This window comes from Eubacterium ventriosum, from assembly GCF_025150745.1.
Classification (GTDB): Bacteria; Bacillota; Clostridia; order Lachnospirales; family Lachnospiraceae; genus Eubacterium_G; species Eubacterium_G ventriosum.
This window is the reverse complement of sequence record NZ_CP102282.1, coordinates 2,706,531-2,727,500: the sequence shown is the minus strand read 5'-3', so window position 1 is coordinate 2,727,500 and position 20,970 is coordinate 2,706,531. Positions and strand designations below refer to the sequence as shown.

Sequence of the window (20,970 nt, the reverse complement as noted above, 5' to 3'; positions counted from 1 at the left end):
ACCTCCAGCTAAGGTCCCAAAGTGAGTGTTAAGTGGAAAAGGATGTGGGATTTCGAAGACAACTAGGATGTTGGCTCAGAAGCAGCCATTCATTCAAAGAGTGCGTAATAGCTCACTAGTCGAGAGGTCCTGCGCCGAAAATGTCCGGGGCTAAACACTACACCGAAGCTGAGGAATGACAATGTCATTGGTAGAGGAGCATTCTTAACTGCGACGAAGCTGTACCGAAAGGAGCAGTGGAGTGTTAAGAAGAGAGAATGCCGGAATGAGTAGCGAGAGTGAGGTGAGAATCCTCACGGCCGAATATCTAAGGTTTCCAGGGTAAAGCTGATCTGCCCTGGGTAAGTCGGGACCTAAGGCGAGGTCGAAAGACGTAGTCGATGGACAACAGGTTGAAATTCCTGTACTGCAATGTATCAGAAATGTGGGGACACAGACAGAGAGCCGGAGCCGGGAATGGAGAAACCGGTGCAAGCGGGGTAGGAGAACAGCAGGCAAATCCGCTGTTCAATTTGAAGACGTGACGCGGAGTGAAATTAAAGTAGCGAAGCCGGTGAGCTGGCTGTCAGGAAAAGCCGCTATTGTGTACATTGTACCCGTACCGTAAACCGACACAGGTGGATGAGGAGAGAATCCTAAGGCCGACGGAAGAAGCATTGTTAAGGAACTCGGCAAAATGGCCCCGTAACTTCGGGATAAGGGGTGCCTACGAAGGTAGGCCGCAGAGAATTGGCCCAAGCAACTGTTTAGCAAAAACACAGGTCTATGCGAAACCGTAAGGTGATGTATATGGGCTGACGCCTGCCCGGTGCTGGAAGGTTAAGGGGAGAGGTTAGACATGAGTCGAAGCCTTGAACTTAAGCCCCAGTAAACGGCGGCCGTAACTATAACGGTCCTAAGGTAGCGAAATTCCTTGTCGGGTAAGTTCCGACCCGCACGAAAGGCGTAATGATTTGGGCACTGTCTCGACAATGCATCCGGTGAAATTGAAGTACCAGTGAAGATGCTGGTTACCTGCGCCAGGACGGAAAGACCCCATGGAGCTTTACTCTAGCTTGATACTGGGATTCGATATTGCATGTACAGGATAGGTGGGAGACTAGGAGACATGAACGCCAGTTTGTGTGGAGTCGCCCTTGGGATACCACCCTTGCAGTATTGGGTTTCTAACATGCAGCCGTGATCCGGCTGGTGGACAATGTCAGGTGGGGAGTTTGACTGGGGCGGTCGCCTCCGAAAGGGTATCGGAGGCGCTCAAAGGTTCCCTCAGAATGGTCGGAAACCATTCGAAGAGTGCAAAGGCAGAAGGGAGCTTGACTGTGACACCGACGGGTGGAGCAGGTACGAAAGTAGGACTTAGTGATCCGGTGGTATAAAGTGGGATTGCCATCGCTCAACGGATAAAAGCTACCCTGGGGATAACAGGCTTATCACTCCCAAGAGTTCACATCGACGGAGTGGTTTGGCACCTCGATGTCGGCTCATCGCATCCTGGGGCTGTAGTAGGTCCCAAGGGTTGGGCTGTTCGCCCATTAAAGCGGTACGCGAGCTGGGTTCAGAACGTCGTGAGACAGTTCGGTCCCTATCCGGCGTGGGCGTAGGATATTTGAGAGGAGCTGTCCTTAGTACGAGAGGACCGGGATGGACTGACCTCTGGTGTACCTGTTGCACTACCAAGTGCATGGCAGGGTAGCCAAGTCGGGAAGGGATAAACGCTGAAGGCATCTAAGCGTGAAGCCCCCCTCAAGATGAGATATCCCATTCGCAAGAATTAAGACCCCTTGAAGACGACGAGGTTGATAGGTCAGAGGTGGAAGTGTGGTAACACATGGAGCTGACTGATACTAATAGGTCGAGGGCTTATCCATGAAGGAAGGAAAGAGGAGTTATCTCCCCGGATGAAGGATTTCAGTGTGTGGTTTTGAGCGTATAATCAAAAAGAATAACAGTTTCAGCGAAGACTGAAGGAATAATCCTCGATAGCTCAATGGTAGAGCACTCGGCTGTTAACCGAGGGGTTGTAGGTTCGAGCCCTACTCGGGGAGCTTTTTTGCATTAAAAAACAGGTGCGAAAGACGGGGAAGAGGAAAGAAAAGACAGGAAAAAAACGAACAGGGACAGAGAAAAGAAACAAGGCTCCATGGTCAAGCGGTTAAGACACCGCCCTTTCACGGCGGTAACAGGGGTTCAAATCCCCTTGGAGTCACTAAGAAATTCATACGCCGATGTGGCTCAATTGGCAGAGCAGCTGATTTGTAATCAGCAGGTTAACGGTTCGAGTCCGTTCATCGGCTTTCATGTGAGGACCTGTAGCTCAGTTGGTTAGAGCAACCGGCTCATAACCGGTCGGTCCCGGGTTCGAGTCCCCGCAGGTCCACTTATTGTGATTATTCATGATTGCAATGACATCAGGAGGATGAAACCAACAAGGTTGTGAGAAATCCTGATGAAAACAAATCCAGCACAGCCCGTGAGGACGGGAGAAAACAAACCTAAAGCATGGGATCTTAGCTCAGCTGGGAGAGCATCTGCCTTACAAGCAGGGGGTCACAGGTTCGAGCCCTGTAGGTCCCACTTGTACAATTAAACAGTACAATGCCGGCGTGGCGGAACTGGCAGACGCGCAGGACTTAAAATCCTGTTGTGGCAACACAGTACCGGTTCGATTCCGGTCGCCGGCATTAAGCAAGCATCTCCAAAAGAGGTGCTTATGTGCGTGTAGCTCAGTTGGATAGAGCGTCTGGCTACGGACCAGAAGGTCGTGGGTTCGAATCCTGTCACGCACACTTGCCCCTGATTAATATCAGGGGGTATTTTTTTATAAATCTAAAATTGCTACTAAATAAATGTTAGATAGAACGTTTTTAAGTAAAAAAATTAAAAAATAATAAAAAGCAGCATTAATATAAATTGAATATAGATAAATTGAATTGACTATTTACTCATAGTATATACACCTGATTGGAAGTATCCGGAAGTAACTACAGATAGCAAGAAAATTAAAATAGTTAGGGGGAAAACTAAAAAAATTAAATTATATAGTAACCCACAACAAGCAAATTATGAGGTTTATTGGACATCTGAAGATTCTTCTATTGCAAAAGTTATGTCCGATGGAACTGTAAAGGCGAAGAAAAAGGGAAGCGTAAAAATATATGCAGACATATACTGATGATGGAGAATTTTATGACGATTTACAATGGACAGTTACCGTAATGCCGAAGAATCCAAGCTTTAAGTCTGTTTCTAAGAAAATGAAAAGCTTTAAGCAAAAGTATCTTAAGTACAAATTGGTAAAAAAGAATAAAAAAGCAATTTTGTATGGTGGATATAATACAGTTAAGTGAAATAAAAAAGTGTATACAGAAGGGTTTGGGCATATTGGTACGTTTTATCCATATATTGAATTGAATAAAAAATCAGGAAAAACGTCAATATAGTTGAGGTTCGTATGTAATGTTACGTTAGTTTCAATAAATACTTATGATGATATGGGATTGAATCGAGTGTCTTTTAAATCAGGATCAAAAAATGTAAAGTTTGATTATAACAGTAGTTATAAAGATAAAATTAAGAAAGGTATTTTACAAATAACCAACAATGGAACAGTGAGATTATCTAGTAATAGTAAAGAAAACATAGATAAAATTAATACATTGGAGAAAATTCTGGGACGTAAGCATGTAACATTAAAGGCATATGATACAGAAGAAGGAGCTTATGTAAAATATGAATTAAATAATTTAACAAAGAAAACATGGAAAAAAGTTATTAGTGACTACAAAAAAATCCTTGAAATGTATTAATAAGTATGCAACAGAAAATGACTTTTCAAAAACTTCAAAAAAGTTATTGACAACCCCTTAAAGTTATGATAAATTATACGAGTTGTCGCTGAGATAACAAAAATGAATTTTAAAAAGTTGTTGACAGACAAGGAAAATTATGGTAAATTATTCTGGCTGTCGAAAAACGACAGAAATTCTTGAAAAAGAAAAATAAAAAGTTGTTGACAAGCGACTGCAAGTGAGATATAATAAACAAGCTGTCGCAAAGAGACAGCAAACAGGAACATTGATAATTGAACAGCAACCATCCCTGAAAATTCAAAAATAAAATTTTCAGAGCGAACATTGTTAATTCGAGTAATCGAAGCTAACGATTTCCAAAACAACAGTAATGGATGAATGGCTAACGTCATTCTGACAGAACAAACACTTTTAACGAGAGTTTGATCCTGGCTCAGGATGAACGCTGGCGGCGTGCTTAATACATGCAAGTCGAACGAAGCACCTTGGACAGAATCCTTCGGGAGGAAGACCATTGTGACTGAGTGGCGGACGGGTGAGTAACGCGTGGGTAACCTGCCTTGTACAGGGGGATAACAGTTGGAAACGACTGCTAATACCGCATAAGCGCACAGTACCGCATGGTACGGTGTGAAAAACTCCGGTGGTACAAGATGGACCCGCGTCTGATTAGCTGGTTGGTGAGGTAACGGCCCACCAAGGCGACGATCAGTAGCCGACTTGAGAGAGTGATCGGCCACATTGGGACTGAGACACGGCCCAAACTCCTACGGGAGGCAGCAGTAGGGAATATTGCACAATGGGGGAAACCCTGATGCAGCGACGCCGCGTGAAGGAAGAAGTATTTCGGTATGTAAACTTCTATCAGCAAGGAAGAAAATGACGGTACTTGACTAAGAAGCCCCGGCTAAATACGTGCCAGCAGCCGCGGTAATACGTATGGGGCAAGCGTTATCCGGATTTACTGGGTGTAAAGGGAGCGTAGGCGGCATGGCAAGTCAGAAGTGAAAGCCTGGGGCTCAACCCCGGAATTGCTTTTGAAACTGTCAGGCTAGAGTGTCGGAGGGGTAAGCGGAATTCCTAGTGTAGCGGTGAAATGCGTAGATATTAGGAGGAACACCGGTGGCGAAGGCGGCTTACTGGACGATTACTGACGCTGAGGCTCGAAAGCGTGGGGAGCAAACAGGATTAGATACCCTGGTAGTCCACGCCGTAAACGATGAATACTAGGTGTCGGGGGACAATAGTTCCTCGGTGCCGAAGCAAACGCATTAAGTATTCCACCTGGGGAGTACGTTCGCAAGAATGAAACTCAAAGGAATTGACGGGGACCCGCACAAGCGGTGGAGCATGTGGTTTAATTCGAAGCAACGCGAAGAACCTTACCTGCTCTTGACATCCCACTGACAGGTCAGTAATGTGACCCTTTCTTCGGAACAGTGGAGACAGGTGGTGCATGGTTGTCGTCAGCTCGTGTCGTGAGATGTTGGGTTAAGTCCCGCAACGAGCGCAACCCTTGTCTTTAGTAGCCAGCAGTACGGCTGGGCACTCTAGAGAGACTGCCAGGGATAACCTGGAGGAAGGCGGGGATGACGTCAAATCATCATGCCCCTTACGAGCAGGGCTACACACGTGCTACAATGGCGTAAACAAAGGGAAGCGACCCCGTGAGGGTAAGCAAATCTCAAAAATAACGTCTCAGTTCGGATTGTAGTCTGCAACTCGACTACATGAAGCTGGAATCGCTAGTAATCGCGAATCAGAATGTCGCGGTGAATACGTTCCCGGGTCTTGTACACACCGCCCGTCACACCATGGGAGTTGGATATGCCCGAAGTCAGTGACCCAACCGTAAGGAGGGAGCTGCCGAAGGTGGAGCCGATAACTGGGGTGAAGTCGTAACAAGGTAGCCGTATCGGAAGGTGCGGCTGGATCACCTCCTTTCTAAGGAAGAAGAAGTAAGGAATGATGCTGTTCAATTATGAATGTTCCTAAAAGGAACAAAGAAACTTCCGGTGGCGATGCGCCTGGGGGAAACACCCGTCCACATCCCGAACACGATGGTTAAGACCCAAGCGGCCCATGGTACTATGCTGGAGACGGCATGGGAGAGCAGGTGGCTGCCGGATTTAAAAAAGAAATCATTCATGAGAATGTTTTACATAGATGCTGGTTTGACCAGTGATTAGATGTTAAAAGAAATTTTAGCATGTAATGACTGATTAAAAACAGTCAACAAGAATAAAAGATTGTACATTGAAAACTACATACTGAAATATCTAGAAATAAATGTTTGTATAAAAACGAACATGCCAATTTCAAGACATCCGAGGCGCATCGAAAGATGCGAAGAAAGAATGAGAAATCATTCAAGAGTAAACACAAGTAACGCAAGTTACAAACTGAGAACAACTCAGACCGACCAACTGTTGCAACGCTATGCAACAGGGTAATGGTTAAGCTAATAAGAGCGCAGGGTGGATGCCTTGGCACTAAGAGCCGAAGAAAGACGTGATAAGCTGCGAAAAGCTGCGGGGAGGAGCAAATGTCCATTGATCCGCAGATGTCTGAATGGGGAAACCCGTCTGGAAGAACTCCAGTCACTGCATGTTGAATACATAGGCATGCAGGGGGAACCCGGTGAACTGAAACATCTAAGTAGCCGGAGGAAAAGAAAGAAAAATCGATTTCCAAAGTAGCGGCGAGCGAAATGGAAGGAGCCCAAACCGGGATGCGTGCATTCCGGGGTTATGGACCGCAACAAGTGACCCGTAAGATAGAAGAATGGCATTGGGAAAGCCAGCCACAGAGGGTGAAAGCCCCGTATTCGAAATCAGAAGGGAGCGAGCGGGATCCGAAGTACTACGAGACACGTGGAACCTTGTAGGAAATCGGGGGGACCACCCCCCAAGGCTAAATACTCCTTAGTGACCGATAGCGCATAGTACTGTGAAGGAACGGTGAAAAGAACCCCGGGAGGGGAGTGAAAGAGAACCTGAAACCCTGTGTTTACAAGCTGTGGAAGAGCTTTACATGCTCAACCGCGTACTTTTTGTAGAACGGTCCGGCGAGTTACTCTTACTGGCAAGGTTAAGCACCAAAGGTGTGGAGCCGAAGGGAAACCAAGTCTTAACAGGGCGAGTTAGTCAGTGTGAGTAGACCCGAAACCGGGTGACCTACCCATGTCCAGGATGAAGTTGCCGTAAAAGGCAATGGAGGTCCGAACACACATCCGTTGAAAAGGGTGGTGATGAGGTGTGGGTAGCGGAGAAATTCCAATCGAACCCGGAGATAGCTGGTTCTCCTCGAAATAGCTTTAGGGCTAGCCTCAATTTAGTCTTGCGGAGGTAGAGCACTGAATATCCTAGGGGGCGTCAAAGCTTACCGAAGATTATCAAACTCCGAATGCCGTAAAGATGATGATTGGGAGTCAGACTGCACGAGATAAGTTGGGTAGTCAAAAGGGAAACAGCCCAGACCTCCAGCTAAGGTCCCAAAGTGAGTGTTAAGTGGAAAAGGATGTGGGATTTCGAAGACAACTAGGATGTTGGCTCAGAAGCAGCCATTCATTCAAAGAGTGCGTAATAGCTCACTAGTCGAGAGGTCCTGCGCCGAAAATGTCCGGGGCTAAACACTACACCGAAGCTGAGGAATGACAATGTCATTGGTAGAGGAGCATTCTTAACTGCGACGAAGCTGTACCGAAAGGAGCAGTGGAGTGTTAAGAAGAGAGAATGCCGGAATGAGTAGCGAGAGTGAGGTGAGAATCCTCACGGCCGAATATCTAAGGTTTCCAGGGTAAAGCTGATCTGCCCTGGGTAAGTCGGGACCTAAGGCGAGGTCGAAAGACGTAGTCGATGGACAACAGGTTGAAATTCCTGTACTGCAATGTATCAGAAATGTGGGGACACAGACAGAGAGCCGGAGCCGGGAATGGAGAAACCGGTGCAAGCGGGGTAGGAGAACAGCAGGCAAATCCGCTGTTCAATTTGAAGACGTGACGCGGAGTGAAATTAAAGTAGCGAAGCCGGTGAGCTGGCTGTCAGGAAAAGCCGCTATTGTGTACATTGTACCCGTACCGTAAACCGACACAGGTGGATGAGGAGAGAATCCTAAGGCCGACGGAAGAAGCATTGTTAAGGAACTCGGCAAAATGGCCCCGTAACTTCGGGATAAGGGGTGCCTACGAAGGTAGGCCGCAGAGAATTGGCCCAAGCAACTGTTTAGCAAAAACACAGGTCTATGCGAAACCGTAAGGTGATGTATATGGGCTGACGCCTGCCCGGTGCTGGAAGGTTAAGGGGAGAGGTTAGACATGAGTCGAAGCCTTGAACTTAAGCCCCAGTAAACGGCGGCCGTAACTATAACGGTCCTAAGGTAGCGAAATTCCTTGTCGGGTAAGTTCCGACCCGCACGAAAGGCGTAATGATTTGGGCACTGTCTCGACAATGCATCCGGTGAAATTGAAGTACCAGTGAAGATGCTGGTTACCTGCGCCAGGACGGAAAGACCCCATGGAGCTTTACTCTAGCTTGATACTGGGATTCGATATTGCATGTACAGGATAGGTGGGAGACTAGGAGACATGAACGCCAGTTTGTGTGGAGTCGCCCTTGGGATACCACCCTTGCAGTATTGGGTTTCTAACATGCAGCCGTGATCCGGCTGGTGGACAATGTCAGGTGGGGAGTTTGACTGGGGCGGTCGCCTCCGAAAGGGTATCGGAGGCGCTCAAAGGTTCCCTCAGAATGGTCGGAAACCATTCGAAGAGTGCAAAGGCAGAAGGGAGCTTGACTGTGACACCGACGGGTGGAGCAGGTACGAAAGTAGGACTTAGTGATCCGGTGGTATAAAGTGGGATTGCCATCGCTCAACGGATAAAAGCTACCCTGGGGATAACAGGCTTATCACTCCCAAGAGTTCACATCGACGGAGTGGTTTGGCACCTCGATGTCGGCTCATCGCATCCTGGGGCTGTAGTAGGTCCCAAGGGTTGGGCTGTTCGCCCATTAAAGCGGTACGCGAGCTGGGTTCAGAACGTCGTGAGACAGTTCGGTCCCTATCCGGCGTGGGCGTAGGATATTTGAGAGGAGCTGTCCTTAGTACGAGAGGACCGGGATGGACTGACCTCTGGTGTACCTGTTGCACTACCAAGTGCATGGCAGGGTAGCCAAGTCGGGAAGGGATAAACGCTGAAGGCATCTAAGCGTGAAGCCCCCCTCAAGATGAGATATCCCATTCGCAAGAATTAAGACCCCTTGAAGACGACGAGGTTGATAGGTCAGAGGTGGAAGTGTGGTAACACATGTAGCTGACTGATACTAATAGGTCGAGGGCTTATCCATGAAGGAAGGAAAGAGGAGTTATCTCCCCGGATGAAGGATTTCAGTGTGTGGTTTTGAGCGTATAATCAAAAAGAATAACAGTTTCAGCGAAGGCTGAAGGAATAATCCTCGATAGCTCAATGGTAGAGCACTCGGCTGTTAACCGAGGGGTTGTAGGTTCGAGCCCTACTCGGGGAGCTTTTTTGCATTAAAAAACAGGTGCGAAAGACGGGGAAGAGGAAAGAAAAGACAGGAAAAAAAAGAACAGGGACAGAGAAAAGAAACAAGGCTCCATGGTCAAGCGGTTAAGACACCGCCCTTTCACGGCGGTAACAGGGGTTCAAATCCCCTTGGAGTCACTAAGAAATTCATACGCCGATGTGGCTCAATTGGCAGAGCAGCTGATTTGTAATCAGCAGGTTAACGGTTCGAGTCCGTTCATCGGCTTTCATGTGAGGACCTGTAGCTCAGTTGGTTAGAGCAACCGGCTCATAACCGGTCGGTCCCGGGTTCGAGTCCCCGCAGGTCCACTTATTGTGATTATCGAAAGTCACAATCATACAGGGACAGAAGTCCCAAAGAGAGAAGAACAAATCCAGCACAGCCCGTGAGGACGGAAGAAAACAAACCTAAAGCATGGGATCTTAGCTCAGCTGGGAGAGCATCTGCCTTACAAGCAGGGGGTCACAGGTTCGAGCCCTGTAGGTCCCACTTGTACAATTAAACAGTACAATGCCGGCGTGGCGGAACTGGCAGACGCGCAGGACTTAAAATCCTGTTGTGGCAACACAGTACCGGTTCGATTCCGGTCGCCGGCATTAAGAAAGCATCTCCAAAAGAGGTGCTTATGTGCGTGTAGCTCAGTTGGATAGAGCGTCTGGCTACGGACCAGAAGGTCGTGGGTTCGAATCCTGTCACGCACACTTGCCCCTGATTAATATCAGGGGTTATTTTTTATTAATAATATTAAACTTATACTAGCTATAAGATCTTATTTTCTATTAACAATAAGATTTAATTTTAAAAAGAAGATTTCATTGTTGTTAACAATAAGATTTAATTATTTTTAAATGAATAATTTTGATTTTATTTTGCATAATACTTATGTGACAAATAATTAATCAGGAGGCAAATATGTCAAACAATTATTCAAAATCAAAAAACTATGAGTCAGATTATTCAAAGTCAAAGAATTGCAAGGATAGTGCTTATGATGAAAGTCATTTAAAAAACAGTAATTCTAAAACAGGTCAGGCAAAGAATAAATCTTCAGAAAACAGTTATTCAAAGAATAGTTACAAAAATGGCTATAAGAATAGTTACAAAAATGAAGATTCAGATGAATAAAAAAATCATTTGGTTTTCGAAAAAATTTAGAAAAATTGTATACAGTTAAATAAGAGGGTTGTGGCATTTGCTTAGTTTTTTATTTATTTAAGAAAACATAACAATGCTACAGCTCTTTTTCTTACAAAATTTAATCTGAAAATATTTTTCAGATTTATAATAATATGTATAAGTATAATCTTTATCATTTGCGACTTTAATCTTTATGATTTTAAGACTTTAATATTTATAATTTTTATTGTTAATAGGAACAATATTTTTATTAATAACATATGTAATAATAAATAAAAAATTTTAATAATAAGTAGTAAGTATAATTAAAAAAAGTAAGTAGAATATGTGGTATATATAGTGAGAATTGTGTGGAGGAAAGATGAAAAAATTTGATATGATATCTCTTGAAGAGGCAGGGAAAATGGCAATTGAAGAAGATTGTATTGTTGTGGATTTAAGGGGACGAAAAGATTATGATGTTTCTCATATTGAAAATGCAATTAATTTGCCGAATGCATCATTAAAAGAGATTGAAGAGTTTGACAAGAAAGATAAAATATGGATTTTATATTGCAAGAGAGGTAGTTTAAGTTTCAAGTTAGCTAATGAGATGAACAAAGTAGGATATAAAGTTAAGGCAGTAGTGGGAGGTTTTAAAAAAATATAATATAAGATTAAATAAAAGTATGATACAAGTATAAAGTTGACATTGTTTTTAGTTGCTATTATCATATCTAGTATGAATATAGATGAAAGGGATGCAGTAATGCATATTTAATAAATAATGGATAAATTTAAAATAGTTACACCATGTCATTTTGGTGTTGAATCAGTTTTGAAAAGAGAGATTACAGATTTAGGATATGATATTGTTCAAGTTGAAGACGGAAGAGTTACTTTCGAGGGAGATGCATTGGCAGTTTGTAGGGCAAATGTTTTTCTTAGAACGGCAGAAAGAGTAATGATTCAAGTTGGAAGAGTCAAGGCAACTACATATGATCAGCTTTTTGAGGCTGTTAAGGCATTGGATTGGCAGGAGTTTATACCTGTTGATGGAAAGTTTTGGGTAAAAAAAGCAGGGACAGTTAAGAGTAAGCTTTTCAGCCCTTCTGACATTCAGAGAATAGTTAAGAAAGCTATTGTTGAAAAATTAAAAATGGAATATCACGAAAGCTGGTTTGCTGAGGATGGAGCAGAGTATCCCATAAGAGTATTTTTCTATAAAGATGAGGCTATTATAGCACTGGATACGTCTGGAGAATCACTTCATAAAAGAGGATACAGAAAGAATACGTCTAAAGCACCCATTTCTGAGACTTTGGCGGCGGCTTTAATAATGCTTACTCCATGGAATAAGGACAGAATACTTGTTGATCCTTTCTGTGGATGTGGAACTTTTCCTATTGAGGCGGCTATGATTGCAGCAAATATTGCTCCGGGAATGAATAGAGAATTTACCGCTGAAAATTGGACTAATTTTATTGATAAAAAACTTTGGTACAAGGCTGTAAATGAAGCTTATGACATAATGAATGAAGATGTTGACACTGATATTCAGGGATATGATATTGATCCTGAAATGGTTGAATTTGCAAGAAAAAATGCACAGCTTGCAGGAGTTGATCATTTGATTCATTTTCAGGCAAGACCGGTTAGCAAATTAAGTCATAGTAAAAAGTATGGATTTATTATAACAAATCCTCCATATGGCGAAAGACTAGAAGAAAAGAAGGCTTTAGTGCCTTTGTATACTGAAATTGGAAAGAGATATAAGGCGTTAGATAGTTGGTCTGCGTTTATTATTACATCTTACGAAGATGCTGAAAAAGATATGGGAATTAAGGCAACGAAGAACCGTAAGATTTATAACGGAATGATTAAAACATATTTCTATCAGTTTATGGGGCCAAAACCACCGAAAAAGGGAAAAGTAAATGAAAAATAAAAAAATAGTTATTTTATGCATCCCAATAATTGTTGCGGTTCTTATTTTGGCAGGCTTTACTATGGTATTTTCAAAGGAAAATATTCAAAAAAATGTTGACGGGGTAAAATTTGACAAAAAATGGAACCGCATAATGGCAAGGGAAATTAACAAAAATAAAATAAATTTAAAAGTAGACGGAAGAACTATTGAATGTAATGGGGAAACTCCATATATGACTAATAAGATGGAGCTTATGATTCCGATTAGCGTTATAAGTGATGCATTTAATTGCGCTAAAAACGTTTATAACGGGAAAGAAATTCTTATTGAAAAAGGTAGTAACAAAGCTACTTTATATTTTGGTAAGCAGAATATTAAATTTAATGAAAATAATTACAAAATAAGTAATGGAGCGAAGAAGATAAACGATTCCATTTATGTTTCAGCAAAGGTTTTTAGCAAATATTTGAATTATAGTTATAAGTGGAACAGCAAAAGTAATACGGCAAGTTTTACGAATACAGCAACGGGAAATTCATATTTGCCGAAGAGATATAGTTATGTTGAAAATAATAAGATTGTAAAAATAAAAAACCAGGGAAAATACGGAACATGTTGGGCTTTTGCTACACTTACAGCACTGGAAACATCACTTATGCCGGAACAGAAATTTGATTTTTCTGAGGACAATATGATTTATAATAATGCCCTTTCTGATGATATTCAGGATGGTGGCGAGTACATACGTGCTATGGCATATTTGATGTCATGGAAAGGTCCTGTGTTGGAGAAAGATGATCCATATGGAGATGGAAAAACAAATAAAAATCTTAAGTCTGTGAAACATGTTCAGGAAGCAGAGATTGTTCCATATAAAGATTATGAACAAATAAAAGAAATGGTCTTTAAATATGGTGGAGTCGAAAGCTCAATGTATATGTCAATGAGTGATGCAGACGGCAGTTCAATGTATTATAATAAAAAATATAATGCTTATTGCTACAAGGGAGATAATAAGCCTAATCATGATGTTGTAATTGTTGGTTGGGATGACGATTTTTCAAAGGACTATTTTAACGACAAAACTATTAAAGGCAATGGAGCTTTTATTTGTGTAAACAGTTGGGGAGAAAGTTTTGGAGATAAGGGAATTTTCTATATTTCATATTATGATGACAGAATCGGAAGCAACAATGTGTGCTATACAAAGGTAGAAGACACTAATAATTACGACAATATTTATCAAAGCGATTTGTGTGGCTTTACCGGAAGTATGGGGTTTGAGGGCAGTTCAAGTGTTTATTTTGCCAATGTTTACCAGGGCAAAAATAATGAAAAACTTGACGCTGTAGGATTCTATGCAACAAGTACAGATTTGAAATATGAAGTTTTTATTTGTGAAAATTTTGAAAGTCAGGAGTCATTAAATAATAGAAATCATATGGCAGCATCAGGCACAATAAAAAATCAGGGATATTATACAATTAATCTTGATAAGGAGTATAATATCTCAAAGAAAAAGAAATTTGCCGTTATAGTGAAGGTAAGTAAGGATAAAAGTGAAAAGTTTTACAAGCTTATACCAGTGGAAATGGAAAGCAAAGAAATGGCCGTAAAAATAGACTTATCAGATGGAGAAGGGTATTTTAGCTCTCAAGGATATAGCTGGCAGTCGGCCGAGAAACAGCAATGTAATATTTGTCTTAAGGCATATACTAAGAATAAATAATATGAAAGAGGTACACAATGAAAAAAATAATATTTGCAACAACTAATCAGGGAAAAGTTAGAGAAGTAAAAATGATGATGGAAGATTTCGGAGTTGATTTTGTAACAATGAAGGATGCCGGAATTGATATTGATATAGTGGAAGATGGAAAAACTTTTGAAGAAAATGCCATTATTAAGGCAAAAACAATAATGGAAGCTACAGGTGAAATAGCTTTGGCAGATGATTCAGGGTTAGAAGTTGATTATTTGGATGGCGCACCTGGAATTTATTCTGCAAGATTTTTAGGGGAAGATACACCTTATGATGAAAAGAATAAATATATTATCGAAAAATTAAAAGATGCAAAAGGCAAAGAAAGAAGCGCAAGATTTGTTTGTTCTATGGCAGTTGCTTTTCCTAATGGTGAAATTGAAACATGTAGGGGAACAATTGAAGGATTAATCGGATATGAACAAAAAGGAAAGAACGGATTTGGATATGATCCTATAGTTTATGTACCTGAATACGAGATGACAACAGGTGAAATGGCTCCTGAGTTAAAAAACAGCATTAGCCATAGAGGAAAAGCGTTAGAGCAGATGAAAGAAATTTTGAAGAGAAAATTGGATTTAAATTAAGATTGGGCTTTTGAAAGTACATTAAAGAAAAAAAGACTAGTGTAGTTGGAGACTACCCAATGAAAGAGAGGGGAGATAACATGAGAATATTAGTAATAAGCGATTCACATGGACAGCTTGGAAATTTAAATGAAATATTAAAAGAAGCAGGCAAGGTGGATAGAGTTATTCATTTGGGCGATGCAGTTGGACAGGATGAGGAGATTCGTGAAATGTGCGGTTGTCCTGTTACAATTGTAAGAGGAAATTGCGATTTTTATTCAAAGAATGAGTTGGTTGAAATAGTTGAAGAAGAAAATGTAAAGATTTTTGCAACTCATGGACATAGATTTAATGTTGAGTATAGTGTAAATGATTTGTGTAATGCTGCAAGAGAAGAAGGGTGCAGTGTTGCGTTATACGGACATACTCATGTGCCGGATGTTTCATATTGCAAGGATGTACTTGTTATGAATCCGGGAAGTATTTCACGACCAAGACAGGCTTCAGGCAGACCAACATATGGAATTGTAACAATAGGAAGCAATGGAGAAGCCAGAGCTGACACCTATAGTCTTTAAGGCTTTTTAGCCTTAAAGAAAGGTTGAAAAAGAAAAAATAAAAAGTTTGTAAAAAGTTGTTGACAAAAGTACTTAACCTATGGTAAAGTAAACAAGCTGTCGGGTGACAGTAAAGAATTTCTAAGAAAGTAATAAAACTTTTGAAAAAAGTTCAAAAAAAAATAAAAAAGTTGTTGACAAACAACACAGAATAGAGTATACTAATTCTTGTGCTGTTACGAGAGAAATAACACAGACAACGCAAATACGGGGTGTGGCTCAGCTTGGCTAGAGCGCCTGATTTGGGATCAGGAGGTCGCAGGTTCGAATCCTGTCACCCCGACGCATGCGGGTGTAGTTCAGTGGTAGAACACCAGCCTTCCAAGCTGGATATGTGGGTTCGATTCCCATCACCCGCTTAACTTATGCAATTCGCATAAGGTTGTGTGTCCGTAGCTCAGCTGGATAGAGCAACGGCCTTCTAAGCCGTGGGTCGGGGGTTCGAATCCCTTCGGGCACATTCTGGATTTTACCAGAGCAAGCATGGCATGGTGGCTATAGCGCAGTTGGTTAGCGCGCCAGATTGTGGCTCTGGAGGCCGAGGGTTCGAATCCCTCTAGCCACCTTACACAATGGGCTATCGCCAAGCGGTAAGGCACAGGACTTTGACTCCTGCATTCGCTGGTTCGAATCCAGCTAGCCCAGTTAGGGTTAGCAGATGAATAACTCATATAATTATGGGCCACTAGCTCAGATGGTAGAGCACTTGACTTTTAATCAAGTTGTCTGGGGTTCGATTCCCCAGTGGCTCACTGAAAGATGTAAGATTTTTCTTACATCTTTTTTTTTCGTCTAAATATGGTATAATTTACGTAAGATATTTGGACGAGGAGGGCACGATTATGAAACAAATTATAATTTCCGTAGGTAGAGAATTCGGCAGCGGAGGACATATTGTGGCTCAGAAATTAGCAGAGCATTATGACATTCCAATTTTTAACAAGGAATTATTGGAGGAGATGGCAAGAAAGGAAGGATACAGTGAGAAGGCGTTGGAGAAATACGATGAAAAGCCTGTAAACTTTGGATTTATGCCATTGCCATATGCAGGCGGAAATATTCCAATAGAGCAGGAGATTGCAATGAAGCAGTTTGAGTTTATTAAGAACAAGGCTGATGCAGGAGAGTCTTTTGTAATTGTTGGAAGATGTGCAGATGAGATTCTGGCTTACAATCCTAATCTTGTAAGTGTTTTTATAACAGGTGACCGTGAAAGTAAAATAGCAAGAGTTATGGACAGGGAAGGCTTAGACAGAAAGCAGGCAATAAACAAGATGAAGCGAATGGACAAAATTAGAAAGACATATCATAATTTTTATTGCAGAAATAAATGGGGCGATTCACGTGGATATGACATTTGTATTAATACAGGAAAGACAGATTTTGACACAGCAAAAAATATGGTTGTGGAGTGCGTGGATAAGTTGAAAGAGAGAAGTGAGTAAAGAGCCGGGAAAAGACGTAAAGGTAATGTCTTGCTAGAATTAAAAGTTCTAAGAGAATGTTATATTGTGCTTTGTGGCTCTTTCAGGATGAATTATATTTTTAGACAAATAATGAAAGAGAAATAATGATGAATTAGGTAATTGCCCTATGGAAGTGAGATTAAACTTCTGTGGGGCAGTTTTTATGTAGATAGTTGTTGAAATGAACAAATTAGATTATAGAGAAACTAGGAAGGCTTTTAGAATGGCAGGGGGATGGCTTGTGATTAGGTGAAATTATATAAGGCTGTACCATGGGAGAGAAAAATACAACAAAAAAGCCGAATCCTTAACAAGATTCGACTTTTTAAAAACTACTGCGGGTGACAGGACTTGAACCTGCACGTCGGGGACACTAGAACCTAAATCTAGCGCGTCTGCCAATTCCGCCACACCCGCGTGGGCGTCTCGAAAACGCTACCGTCATATATTACCAAAAGACCAATATAAAATCAAGTACTTTTTTAGGCTATTAAAAGTTCGTTTAACTTTTAATAGCCCTTATTGATTTTGCATAATAATTTACTTTCCAAGGCAGCAGTCAATCTGGCTTAGATAACTGTTATGAAAACGTCCGTCATGTGTAACATCTTTTCCAAACCATTCAGGCGGATTAAAGCTATTGGCTTTATCAATTGAGGAAAACTCAACTTCCACAAGAGTCATATTTGTAAACTTACCTTCGAAAATGTCAAGTTCAGCGGTAAGACCATTGTGAATTGGAATATAATATCGTGTTTTTGTAATGATGTTTCCGTCAGCTTTTGTTAAAAGGTGATTGTAACTTTTTTCGTTTAATGGCAAATTATATTCTTCCCGTGCCATCATTCCCCCACCTTTGTATGTGAGAAAGTATTCATTATCTTGCTTCCTGATTCGAACGACAGGAGCGGTGTTAAGGTATGCCTGTTCAATCTTGTGATGCTTGTACTGGGCAAGGTTTTCAGGCAGAGTCTTTGGAATGTATTTTCTTTCAATTTCCATAAGATAATCAGTCCTTTCTTAAATAGCAGATAATAGTTTTTATTATCTAAAAAAAGTTTATTCGGTTACTATAATAATTATTTTAGAGTGGTTTTACTGTGATTGCAACATACAACTTATAAATAAATAAAAAAATTTTTACAACTTGGACATAATATGGACCTATGTTATAATTATCATTAGTTTTGTAATTGTATAAGGAGGCAAAAAATGAAGACAGTTTATGCGTTTCTTGCAGATGGAATGGAAGAAGTGGAAGCTTTAATGGTAATTGACCTTTTAAGAAGAACTAAGAAGCTGAATGTGGTTACAGTTTCAATTAAGGATGAGTTACTGGTGAAAAGTTCACATAACATTAAATTGTATGCTGACAAAAATATTAATGAAATAGACTTTAGTAGTGGAGATTGCATTTTCCTTCCAGGTGGGATGCCCGGAACTACTAATTTAGGAGCATGTGAAAAGCTTGCTGATGAGATAGTAGAATATAACAATCAGGGAAAATTACTTGCAGCTATTTGTGCGGCACCTACAGTTTTTAGTAATTTAGGTTTGCTTAAAGATAAGAATGCTACAAGCTATCCTTCTTTTGAGGATCAGATGGAATGTAATAACTATGGCGGTGGAGTAGTAAGAGATGGCAATTTCATAACAGGTAAAGGACTTGGTGTTGCCCTTGAAATGGGACTTGAAATTATTAGTTATTTAGTTGATGAAGAAACAGCAGGTGAAGTGGCAAAGGCTATACAATATGATGGAGTAAAATAGTTTGCTTCATTGTAAAATGAAATGCGACAAGAGTTATTAAACTCTATCGCATTTCTTTTTTTATACCATAAAACGAGAAAATGCGTTGAGGTTTAACAACCTTGACGCATTTTTTAAGTTGTTCTGAAAGGAGGGTAAGGCAATGCGTAAAGGAGATAAGCGATTAAAGTACGAAGATAGAAAAGAAATTGAAAAAATGAAGAATGACGGCGTAAGGGTCGTGGTCATTGCCGAAAAAATCGGAGTACACCGAGCCACAATTTACAACGAGTTAAAACGTGGCGGGACACCTTACAGAGCGGAAGTAGCACAAAAAACAATATAGGGAGAATATGAAGAATCAAGAAATAGAAGAAAAAGCTAGAGAGTTGGCGGATATGGTCGGTTCTGTGGCGGTAGATGAAAACCTACCATTAGAAGTTATAGAAATGACCGCAGATATTTTAAAAGAGGATTGTGAGCAGATAAGACAGGCAGCAGTTGATATAGCGGAGGAAGAAAGGGCAATACGCCTTGAATATAGCACGGACACAACGAAAGGAGGGGCAGCATGGCGGGCAGCAGAACAGAGAAGCACACAGCGGTATACCGAAACGTGAAGCGGTGCGAGTTTCATAATATCGGGGATTATATCGTAGTGACAAGCATTATAGGCGGTACAACCTTTTGTGCGTTTTTCGATTCGGGATTACACACGGAAGAGAGTATAAAAAGGCGTGGAAGTATTAAGTTACATTCCATTTATGCCAAACATTAAAAATTAAAAGCAGGAGGACAAGGAAGAATGAACACAGTAGACCACAACAATGTAGTAATTTTTGATGATAGAGGGATTCCCTCTATTATGTGCAGATTCGTAAGACCAAAGGATACCGAAGAGGTCCCGGCAGTATTCAAAATCGGGGATAAGGTGGCAGATGCCATTTACATATCCAAGTACCCGAATATCGTAATTGACGGCAGAGCCTACAGTATGCCAATGGCAGACCCGACCGTAAATATCACATTTGACGGTGCGGTACAGGCTTGCAGATGCAAAGGGTTAGGTTGGCATCTTATGACCGCCGTAGAGTACGAATATCTGTTAAATCAGAGCAGAGAAAAAGGCACAATGCCACACGGTAACACCGATTGGGGCAAGGACTACTACCACAATGACGAACAGGGCAAGGTAAGTAATCTTGGAAGAACATACACAGGTACAGGACCGGTTACATGGAATCACGACCATACACCTTATGGAGTATCAGACCTTAACGGTAATGTATGGGAATGGTTGGCAGGATTAAGGATTAAGGACGGAGTAATAGAGTTTATCCCGGACAATAAAGCAGCATCCCCATACTGCGACCTGTCAAAGGATAGTGCCGGATGGCAGCAGGCGGAAACATCCAAGGGACCGGTAAGGGCAAATGTGGAATGTGGAGAAATCACAATTACGGATGCCGTGGCAGCAGATGATTACGAGCCGGATTATGACGGAGTACGAATTGAGAAATTAGAGGTTGAGTTATCAGAAATTCCACAGGTGCTTAAAGATTTGGGAATTATCCCGGATAAAAGAGCAGAGGAAGAGGGAAAGACCTATGTATACTTTGATGCCACCGAGGGCGAATATATGCCTCTCCGTGGGTCGGCGTTCGGCAGTACTTCTGGTTCGGGTCCGTCCGCTCTCATCTTGGATGGCCCTCGTTCCGACTCGGACGACCTCGTTGGTTTCCGCTCCGCTTTTTATGAGGTAAACGGAAAACTGATTACTGAATAACTGTTAAGGGGTGCGGTAGCACCCCTGTACTTGAAAGGCGGTAACTATGAAGCGAAGCGAATTAGAAAAGCACATAGGCGAGAGCGTGGAAGTAAAGCTATTTGACGGCGATACAATGCAGTGAGTTTTAAGGAAAACAGGCACGGAAGAGGTAAGAAATAACCCCAACCTGTACTTGAAAGGTGGGTATTACTTTTTATCTCACAAGGATACCTATGTATGTAAATCCTGTTTATTCCGGGTATCCCATATCAAGAGCCTAAAAGTGCTACAGGAGGAATAAAGTGAAACCAATAAAAAGAAAGTACAAGCCTACAATCGTATGCGATAAGTGCCATAAATCCATAGGAAAGACGAAACCGAGTTATAAAAAAGTCGGGGAAATCGAATACAGGTATTGGCGTTGCAGACATTGCAGTACCGTATATGTCATATCTGCCACGGATGCAGAGTTAAGGAAAAAGATACAGGAATATCAAGAGTTTGTAGACGAGTACAAAGACAAGGAAATGCCACAAGAGGAAATGCAAAAGGCACAGCTTATATTACAGACTAATGTAGAGCGTAGCCGTGAAATTAAAGAGCAGTACCCTCTTACGCTAAAGCCTTGGGAAAGGTAA

At 41.6% G+C, this 20,970-nt stretch carries 16 protein-coding genes, 21 tRNA genes and 4 rRNA genes (1 of these 41 cut by a window edge); 39 read left to right on the top strand and 2 right to left on the bottom strand.

All coding sequences use genetic code 11. The annotated features are described in order from the left end of the window. From NQ558_RS12450 to NQ558_RS12290, 34 genes are all read left to right on the top strand, one after another. Nucleotides 1–1,868, top strand: a 23S ribosomal RNA gene (locus tag NQ558_RS12450); it begins 1,023 nt to the left of the window's first position. A gap of 105 nt (nucleotides 1,869–1,973) precedes the next feature. Continuing rightward, nucleotides 1,974–2,045 (top strand) — tRNA-Asn (locus NQ558_RS12445). An 89-nt stretch (nucleotides 2,046–2,134) separates the two neighbouring features. After that, nucleotides 2,135–2,206, top strand: a tRNA-Glu gene (locus tag NQ558_RS12440). Nucleotides 2,207–2,221: 15 nt separating this feature from the next. Next, nucleotides 2,222–2,294: transfer RNA gene (locus NQ558_RS12435), tRNA-Thr, on the top strand. Between the two features lie 9 nt (nucleotides 2,295–2,303). Then, nucleotides 2,304–2,377: transfer RNA gene (locus NQ558_RS12430), tRNA-Ile, on the top strand. Between the two features lie 124 nt (nucleotides 2,378–2,501). Then, nucleotides 2,502–2,574 (top strand) — tRNA-Val (locus NQ558_RS12425). Nucleotides 2,575–2,597: 23 nt separating this feature from the next. Continuing rightward, nucleotides 2,598–2,681, top strand: a tRNA-Leu gene (locus tag NQ558_RS12420). A 31-nt stretch (nucleotides 2,682–2,712) separates the two neighbouring features. Next, nucleotides 2,713–2,786, top strand: a tRNA-Arg gene (locus tag NQ558_RS12415). A 143-nt stretch (nucleotides 2,787–2,929) separates the two neighbouring features. Continuing rightward, a complete protein-coding gene (locus tag NQ558_RS13240) occupies nucleotides 2,930–3,172 on the top strand; it encodes an Ig-like domain-containing protein (protein WP_084812515.1) in 243 nt (80 codons plus the stop codon). After that, entirely contained in the window at nucleotides 3,156–3,347 is a 192-nt protein-coding gene (locus tag NQ558_RS12410) for a hypothetical protein (protein WP_005359534.1), read from the top strand. Before NQ558_RS13240 ends, NQ558_RS12410 begins: the two co-directional genes overlap by 17 nt. 144 nt (nucleotides 3,348–3,491) lie before the next feature. Then, on the top strand, nucleotides 3,492–3,806 hold the full coding sequence (locus tag NQ558_RS12405) for a hypothetical protein (protein WP_005359539.1): 315 nt from the start codon (nucleotides 3,492–3,494) through the stop codon (nucleotides 3,804–3,806). A gap of 413 nt (nucleotides 3,807–4,219) precedes the next feature. Continuing rightward, a 16S ribosomal RNA gene (locus tag NQ558_RS12400) occupies nucleotides 4,220–5,753 on the top strand. 67 nt (nucleotides 5,754–5,820) lie between these two features. Continuing rightward, nucleotides 5,821–5,938: ribosomal RNA gene (gene rrf / locus NQ558_RS12395) — 5S ribosomal RNA — on the top strand. A gap of 325 nt (nucleotides 5,939–6,263) precedes the next feature. Beyond that, a 23S ribosomal RNA gene (locus NQ558_RS12390) occupies nucleotides 6,264–9,154 on the top strand. The 16S, 23S and 5S rRNA genes sit together here with 7 tRNA genes alongside, the layout of an rRNA operon. A 105-nt stretch (nucleotides 9,155–9,259) precedes the next feature. Beyond that, nucleotides 9,260–9,331, top strand: a tRNA-Asn gene (locus NQ558_RS12385). Nucleotides 9,332–9,420: 89 nt separating this feature from the next. Then, nucleotides 9,421–9,492, top strand: a tRNA-Glu gene (locus tag NQ558_RS12380). Nucleotides 9,493–9,507: 15 nt separating this feature from the next. Then, nucleotides 9,508–9,580 (top strand) — tRNA-Thr (locus tag NQ558_RS12375). Nucleotides 9,581–9,589: 9 nt separating this feature from the next. Then, nucleotides 9,590–9,663, top strand: a tRNA-Ile gene (locus NQ558_RS12370). Nucleotides 9,664–9,771: 108 nt separating this feature from the next. Continuing rightward, a tRNA-Val gene (locus NQ558_RS12365) sits at nucleotides 9,772–9,844 on the top strand. A gap of 23 nt (nucleotides 9,845–9,867) precedes the next feature. Beyond that, nucleotides 9,868–9,951, top strand: a tRNA-Leu gene (locus NQ558_RS12360). Nucleotides 9,952–9,982: 31 nt separating this feature from the next. Next, nucleotides 9,983–10,056, top strand: a tRNA-Arg gene (locus tag NQ558_RS12355). 211 nt (nucleotides 10,057–10,267) lie between these two features. Then, complete coding sequence (locus NQ558_RS12350; protein ID WP_005359759.1) at nucleotides 10,268–10,480, top strand: hypothetical protein; 213 nt, start codon at nucleotides 10,268–10,270, stop codon at nucleotides 10,478–10,480. Nucleotides 10,481–10,853: 373 nt separating this feature from the next. Further along, the gene (locus NQ558_RS12345) at nucleotides 10,854–11,141 is read left to right on the top strand and encodes a rhodanese-like domain-containing protein (protein WP_005359758.1); all 288 of its coding nucleotides are present in this window, start codon (nucleotides 10,854–10,856) and stop codon (nucleotides 11,139–11,141) included. Nucleotides 11,142–11,258: 117 nt separating this feature from the next. Continuing rightward, nucleotides 11,259–12,419: a THUMP domain-containing class I SAM-dependent RNA methyltransferase gene (locus tag NQ558_RS12340; protein WP_005359757.1), complete on the top strand. Its 1,161-nt coding sequence runs from the start codon at nucleotides 11,259–11,261 to the stop codon at nucleotides 12,417–12,419. Continuing rightward, entirely contained in the window at nucleotides 12,409–14,130 is a 1,722-nt protein-coding gene (locus tag NQ558_RS12335) for a lectin like domain-containing protein (protein ID WP_005359755.1), read from the top strand. Before NQ558_RS12340 ends, NQ558_RS12335 begins: the two co-directional genes overlap by 11 nt. A 17-nt stretch (nucleotides 14,131–14,147) precedes the next feature. Further along, nucleotides 14,148–14,750, top strand: a complete 603-nt coding sequence (locus NQ558_RS12330) for an XTP/dITP diphosphatase (protein ID WP_005359753.1) — start codon at nucleotides 14,148–14,150, stop codon at nucleotides 14,748–14,750. A 59-nt stretch (nucleotides 14,751–14,809) separates the two neighbouring features. Further along, nucleotides 14,810–15,310 carry a metallophosphoesterase gene (locus NQ558_RS12325; protein ID WP_005359751.1) on the top strand — a complete coding sequence of 167 codons (501 nt, stop codon included), beginning with the start codon at nucleotides 14,810–14,812 and terminating at the stop codon, nucleotides 15,308–15,310. A gap of 247 nt (nucleotides 15,311–15,557) precedes the next feature. Then, nucleotides 15,558–15,632, top strand: a tRNA-Pro gene (locus NQ558_RS12320). A gap of 5 nt (nucleotides 15,633–15,637) precedes the next feature. Next, nucleotides 15,638–15,708, top strand: a tRNA-Gly gene (locus NQ558_RS12315). 27 nt (nucleotides 15,709–15,735) lie between these two features. Further along, nucleotides 15,736–15,809: transfer RNA gene (locus tag NQ558_RS12310), tRNA-Arg, on the top strand. Nucleotides 15,810–15,840: 31 nt separating this feature from the next. After that, nucleotides 15,841–15,914: transfer RNA gene (locus NQ558_RS12305), tRNA-His, on the top strand. 8 nt (nucleotides 15,915–15,922) lie between these two features. Continuing rightward, nucleotides 15,923–15,994, top strand: a tRNA-Gln gene (locus NQ558_RS12300). Between the two features lie 34 nt (nucleotides 15,995–16,028). Then, nucleotides 16,029–16,101: transfer RNA gene (locus tag NQ558_RS12295), tRNA-Lys, on the top strand. 90 nt (nucleotides 16,102–16,191) lie between these two features. Continuing rightward, entirely contained in the window at nucleotides 16,192–16,794 is a 603-nt protein-coding gene (locus tag NQ558_RS12290; RefSeq protein ID WP_005359750.1) for a cytidylate kinase-like family protein, read from the top strand. 357 nt (nucleotides 16,795–17,151) lie between these two features. On the opposite strand, the gene NQ558_RS12285 is transcribed toward NQ558_RS12290, so the two are convergent. Together NQ558_RS12285 and NQ558_RS12280 are read right to left on the bottom strand one after the other, a co-directional pair. Continuing rightward, nucleotides 17,152–17,232, bottom strand: a tRNA-Leu gene (locus NQ558_RS12285). A 123-nt stretch (nucleotides 17,233–17,355) separates the two neighbouring features. Continuing rightward, entirely contained in the window at nucleotides 17,356–17,817 is a 462-nt protein-coding gene (locus tag NQ558_RS12280) for a CYTH domain-containing protein (protein ID WP_005359748.1), read from the bottom strand. A 210-nt stretch (nucleotides 17,818–18,027) separates the two neighbouring features. Here NQ558_RS12280 and NQ558_RS12275 point away from each other — a divergent pair, with 210 nt between their 5' ends. From NQ558_RS12275 to NQ558_RS12255, 5 genes are all read left to right on the top strand, one after another. Continuing rightward, entirely contained in the window at nucleotides 18,028–18,585 is a 558-nt protein-coding gene (locus tag NQ558_RS12275; protein ID WP_005359746.1) for a DJ-1 family glyoxalase III, read from the top strand. A 142-nt stretch (nucleotides 18,586–18,727) separates the two neighbouring features. After that, nucleotides 18,728–18,910: a helix-turn-helix domain-containing protein gene (locus NQ558_RS12270; protein ID WP_005359744.1), complete on the top strand. Its 183-nt coding sequence runs from the start codon at nucleotides 18,728–18,730 to the stop codon at nucleotides 18,908–18,910. A 7-nt stretch (nucleotides 18,911–18,917) separates the two neighbouring features. Further along, on the top strand, nucleotides 18,918–19,184 hold the full coding sequence (locus tag NQ558_RS12265) for a hypothetical protein (protein ID WP_005359742.1): 267 nt from the start codon (nucleotides 18,918–18,920) through the stop codon (nucleotides 19,182–19,184). Nucleotides 19,185–19,369: 185 nt separating this feature from the next. Next, entirely contained in the window at nucleotides 19,370–20,350 is a 981-nt protein-coding gene (locus NQ558_RS12260; RefSeq protein ID WP_005359738.1) for an SUMF1/EgtB/PvdO family nonheme iron enzyme, read from the top strand. A gap of 284 nt (nucleotides 20,351–20,634) precedes the next feature. Further along, nucleotides 20,635–20,970, top strand: a complete 336-nt coding sequence (locus NQ558_RS12255) for a hypothetical protein (protein ID WP_040446101.1) — start codon at nucleotides 20,635–20,637, stop codon at nucleotides 20,968–20,970.

Excerpts from the sequence above, each read along its gene's own strand:
- NQ558_RS12325 (WP_005359751.1), top strand. The coding sequence starts at position 14,810 with ATGAAAGAGAGGGGAGATAACATGAGAATATTAGTAATAAGCGATTCA.
- NQ558_RS12275 (WP_005359746.1), top strand. The coding sequence starts at position 18,028 with ATGAAGACAGTTTATGCGTTTCTTGCAGATGGAATGGAAGAAGTGGAA.
- NQ558_RS12405 (WP_005359539.1), top strand. The coding sequence starts at position 3,492 with ATGGGATTGAATCGAGTGTCTTTTAAATCAGGATCAAAAAATGTAAAG.
- NQ558_RS12340 (WP_005359757.1), top strand. The coding sequence starts at position 11,259 with ATGGATAAATTTAAAATAGTTACACCATGTCATTTTGGTGTTGAATCA.
- NQ558_RS12350 (WP_005359759.1), top strand. The coding sequence starts at position 10,268 with ATGTCAAACAATTATTCAAAATCAAAAAACTATGAGTCAGATTATTCA.
- NQ558_RS12260 (WP_005359738.1), top strand. The coding sequence starts at position 19,370 with ATGAACACAGTAGACCACAACAATGTAGTAATTTTTGATGATAGAGGG.
- NQ558_RS12290 (WP_005359750.1), top strand. The coding sequence starts at position 16,192 with ATGAAACAAATTATAATTTCCGTAGGTAGAGAATTCGGCAGCGGAGGA.
- NQ558_RS12345 (WP_005359758.1), top strand. The coding sequence starts at position 10,854 with ATGAAAAAATTTGATATGATATCTCTTGAAGAGGCAGGGAAAATGGCA.
- NQ558_RS12410 (WP_005359534.1), top strand. The coding sequence starts at position 3,156 with ATGCAGACATATACTGATGATGGAGAATTTTATGACGATTTACAATGG.
- NQ558_RS12280 (WP_005359748.1), bottom strand. The coding sequence starts at position 17,817 with ATGGAAATTGAAAGAAAATACATTCCAAAGACTCTGCCTGAAAACCTT.
- NQ558_RS12330 (WP_005359753.1), top strand. The coding sequence starts at position 14,148 with ATGAAAAAAATAATATTTGCAACAACTAATCAGGGAAAAGTTAGAGAA.
- NQ558_RS12265 (WP_005359742.1), top strand. The coding sequence starts at position 18,918 with ATGAAGAATCAAGAAATAGAAGAAAAAGCTAGAGAGTTGGCGGATATG.
- NQ558_RS12335 (WP_005359755.1), top strand. The coding sequence starts at position 12,409 with ATGAAAAATAAAAAAATAGTTATTTTATGCATCCCAATAATTGTTGCG.
- NQ558_RS12270 (WP_005359744.1), top strand. The coding sequence starts at position 18,728 with ATGCGTAAAGGAGATAAGCGATTAAAGTACGAAGATAGAAAAGAAATT.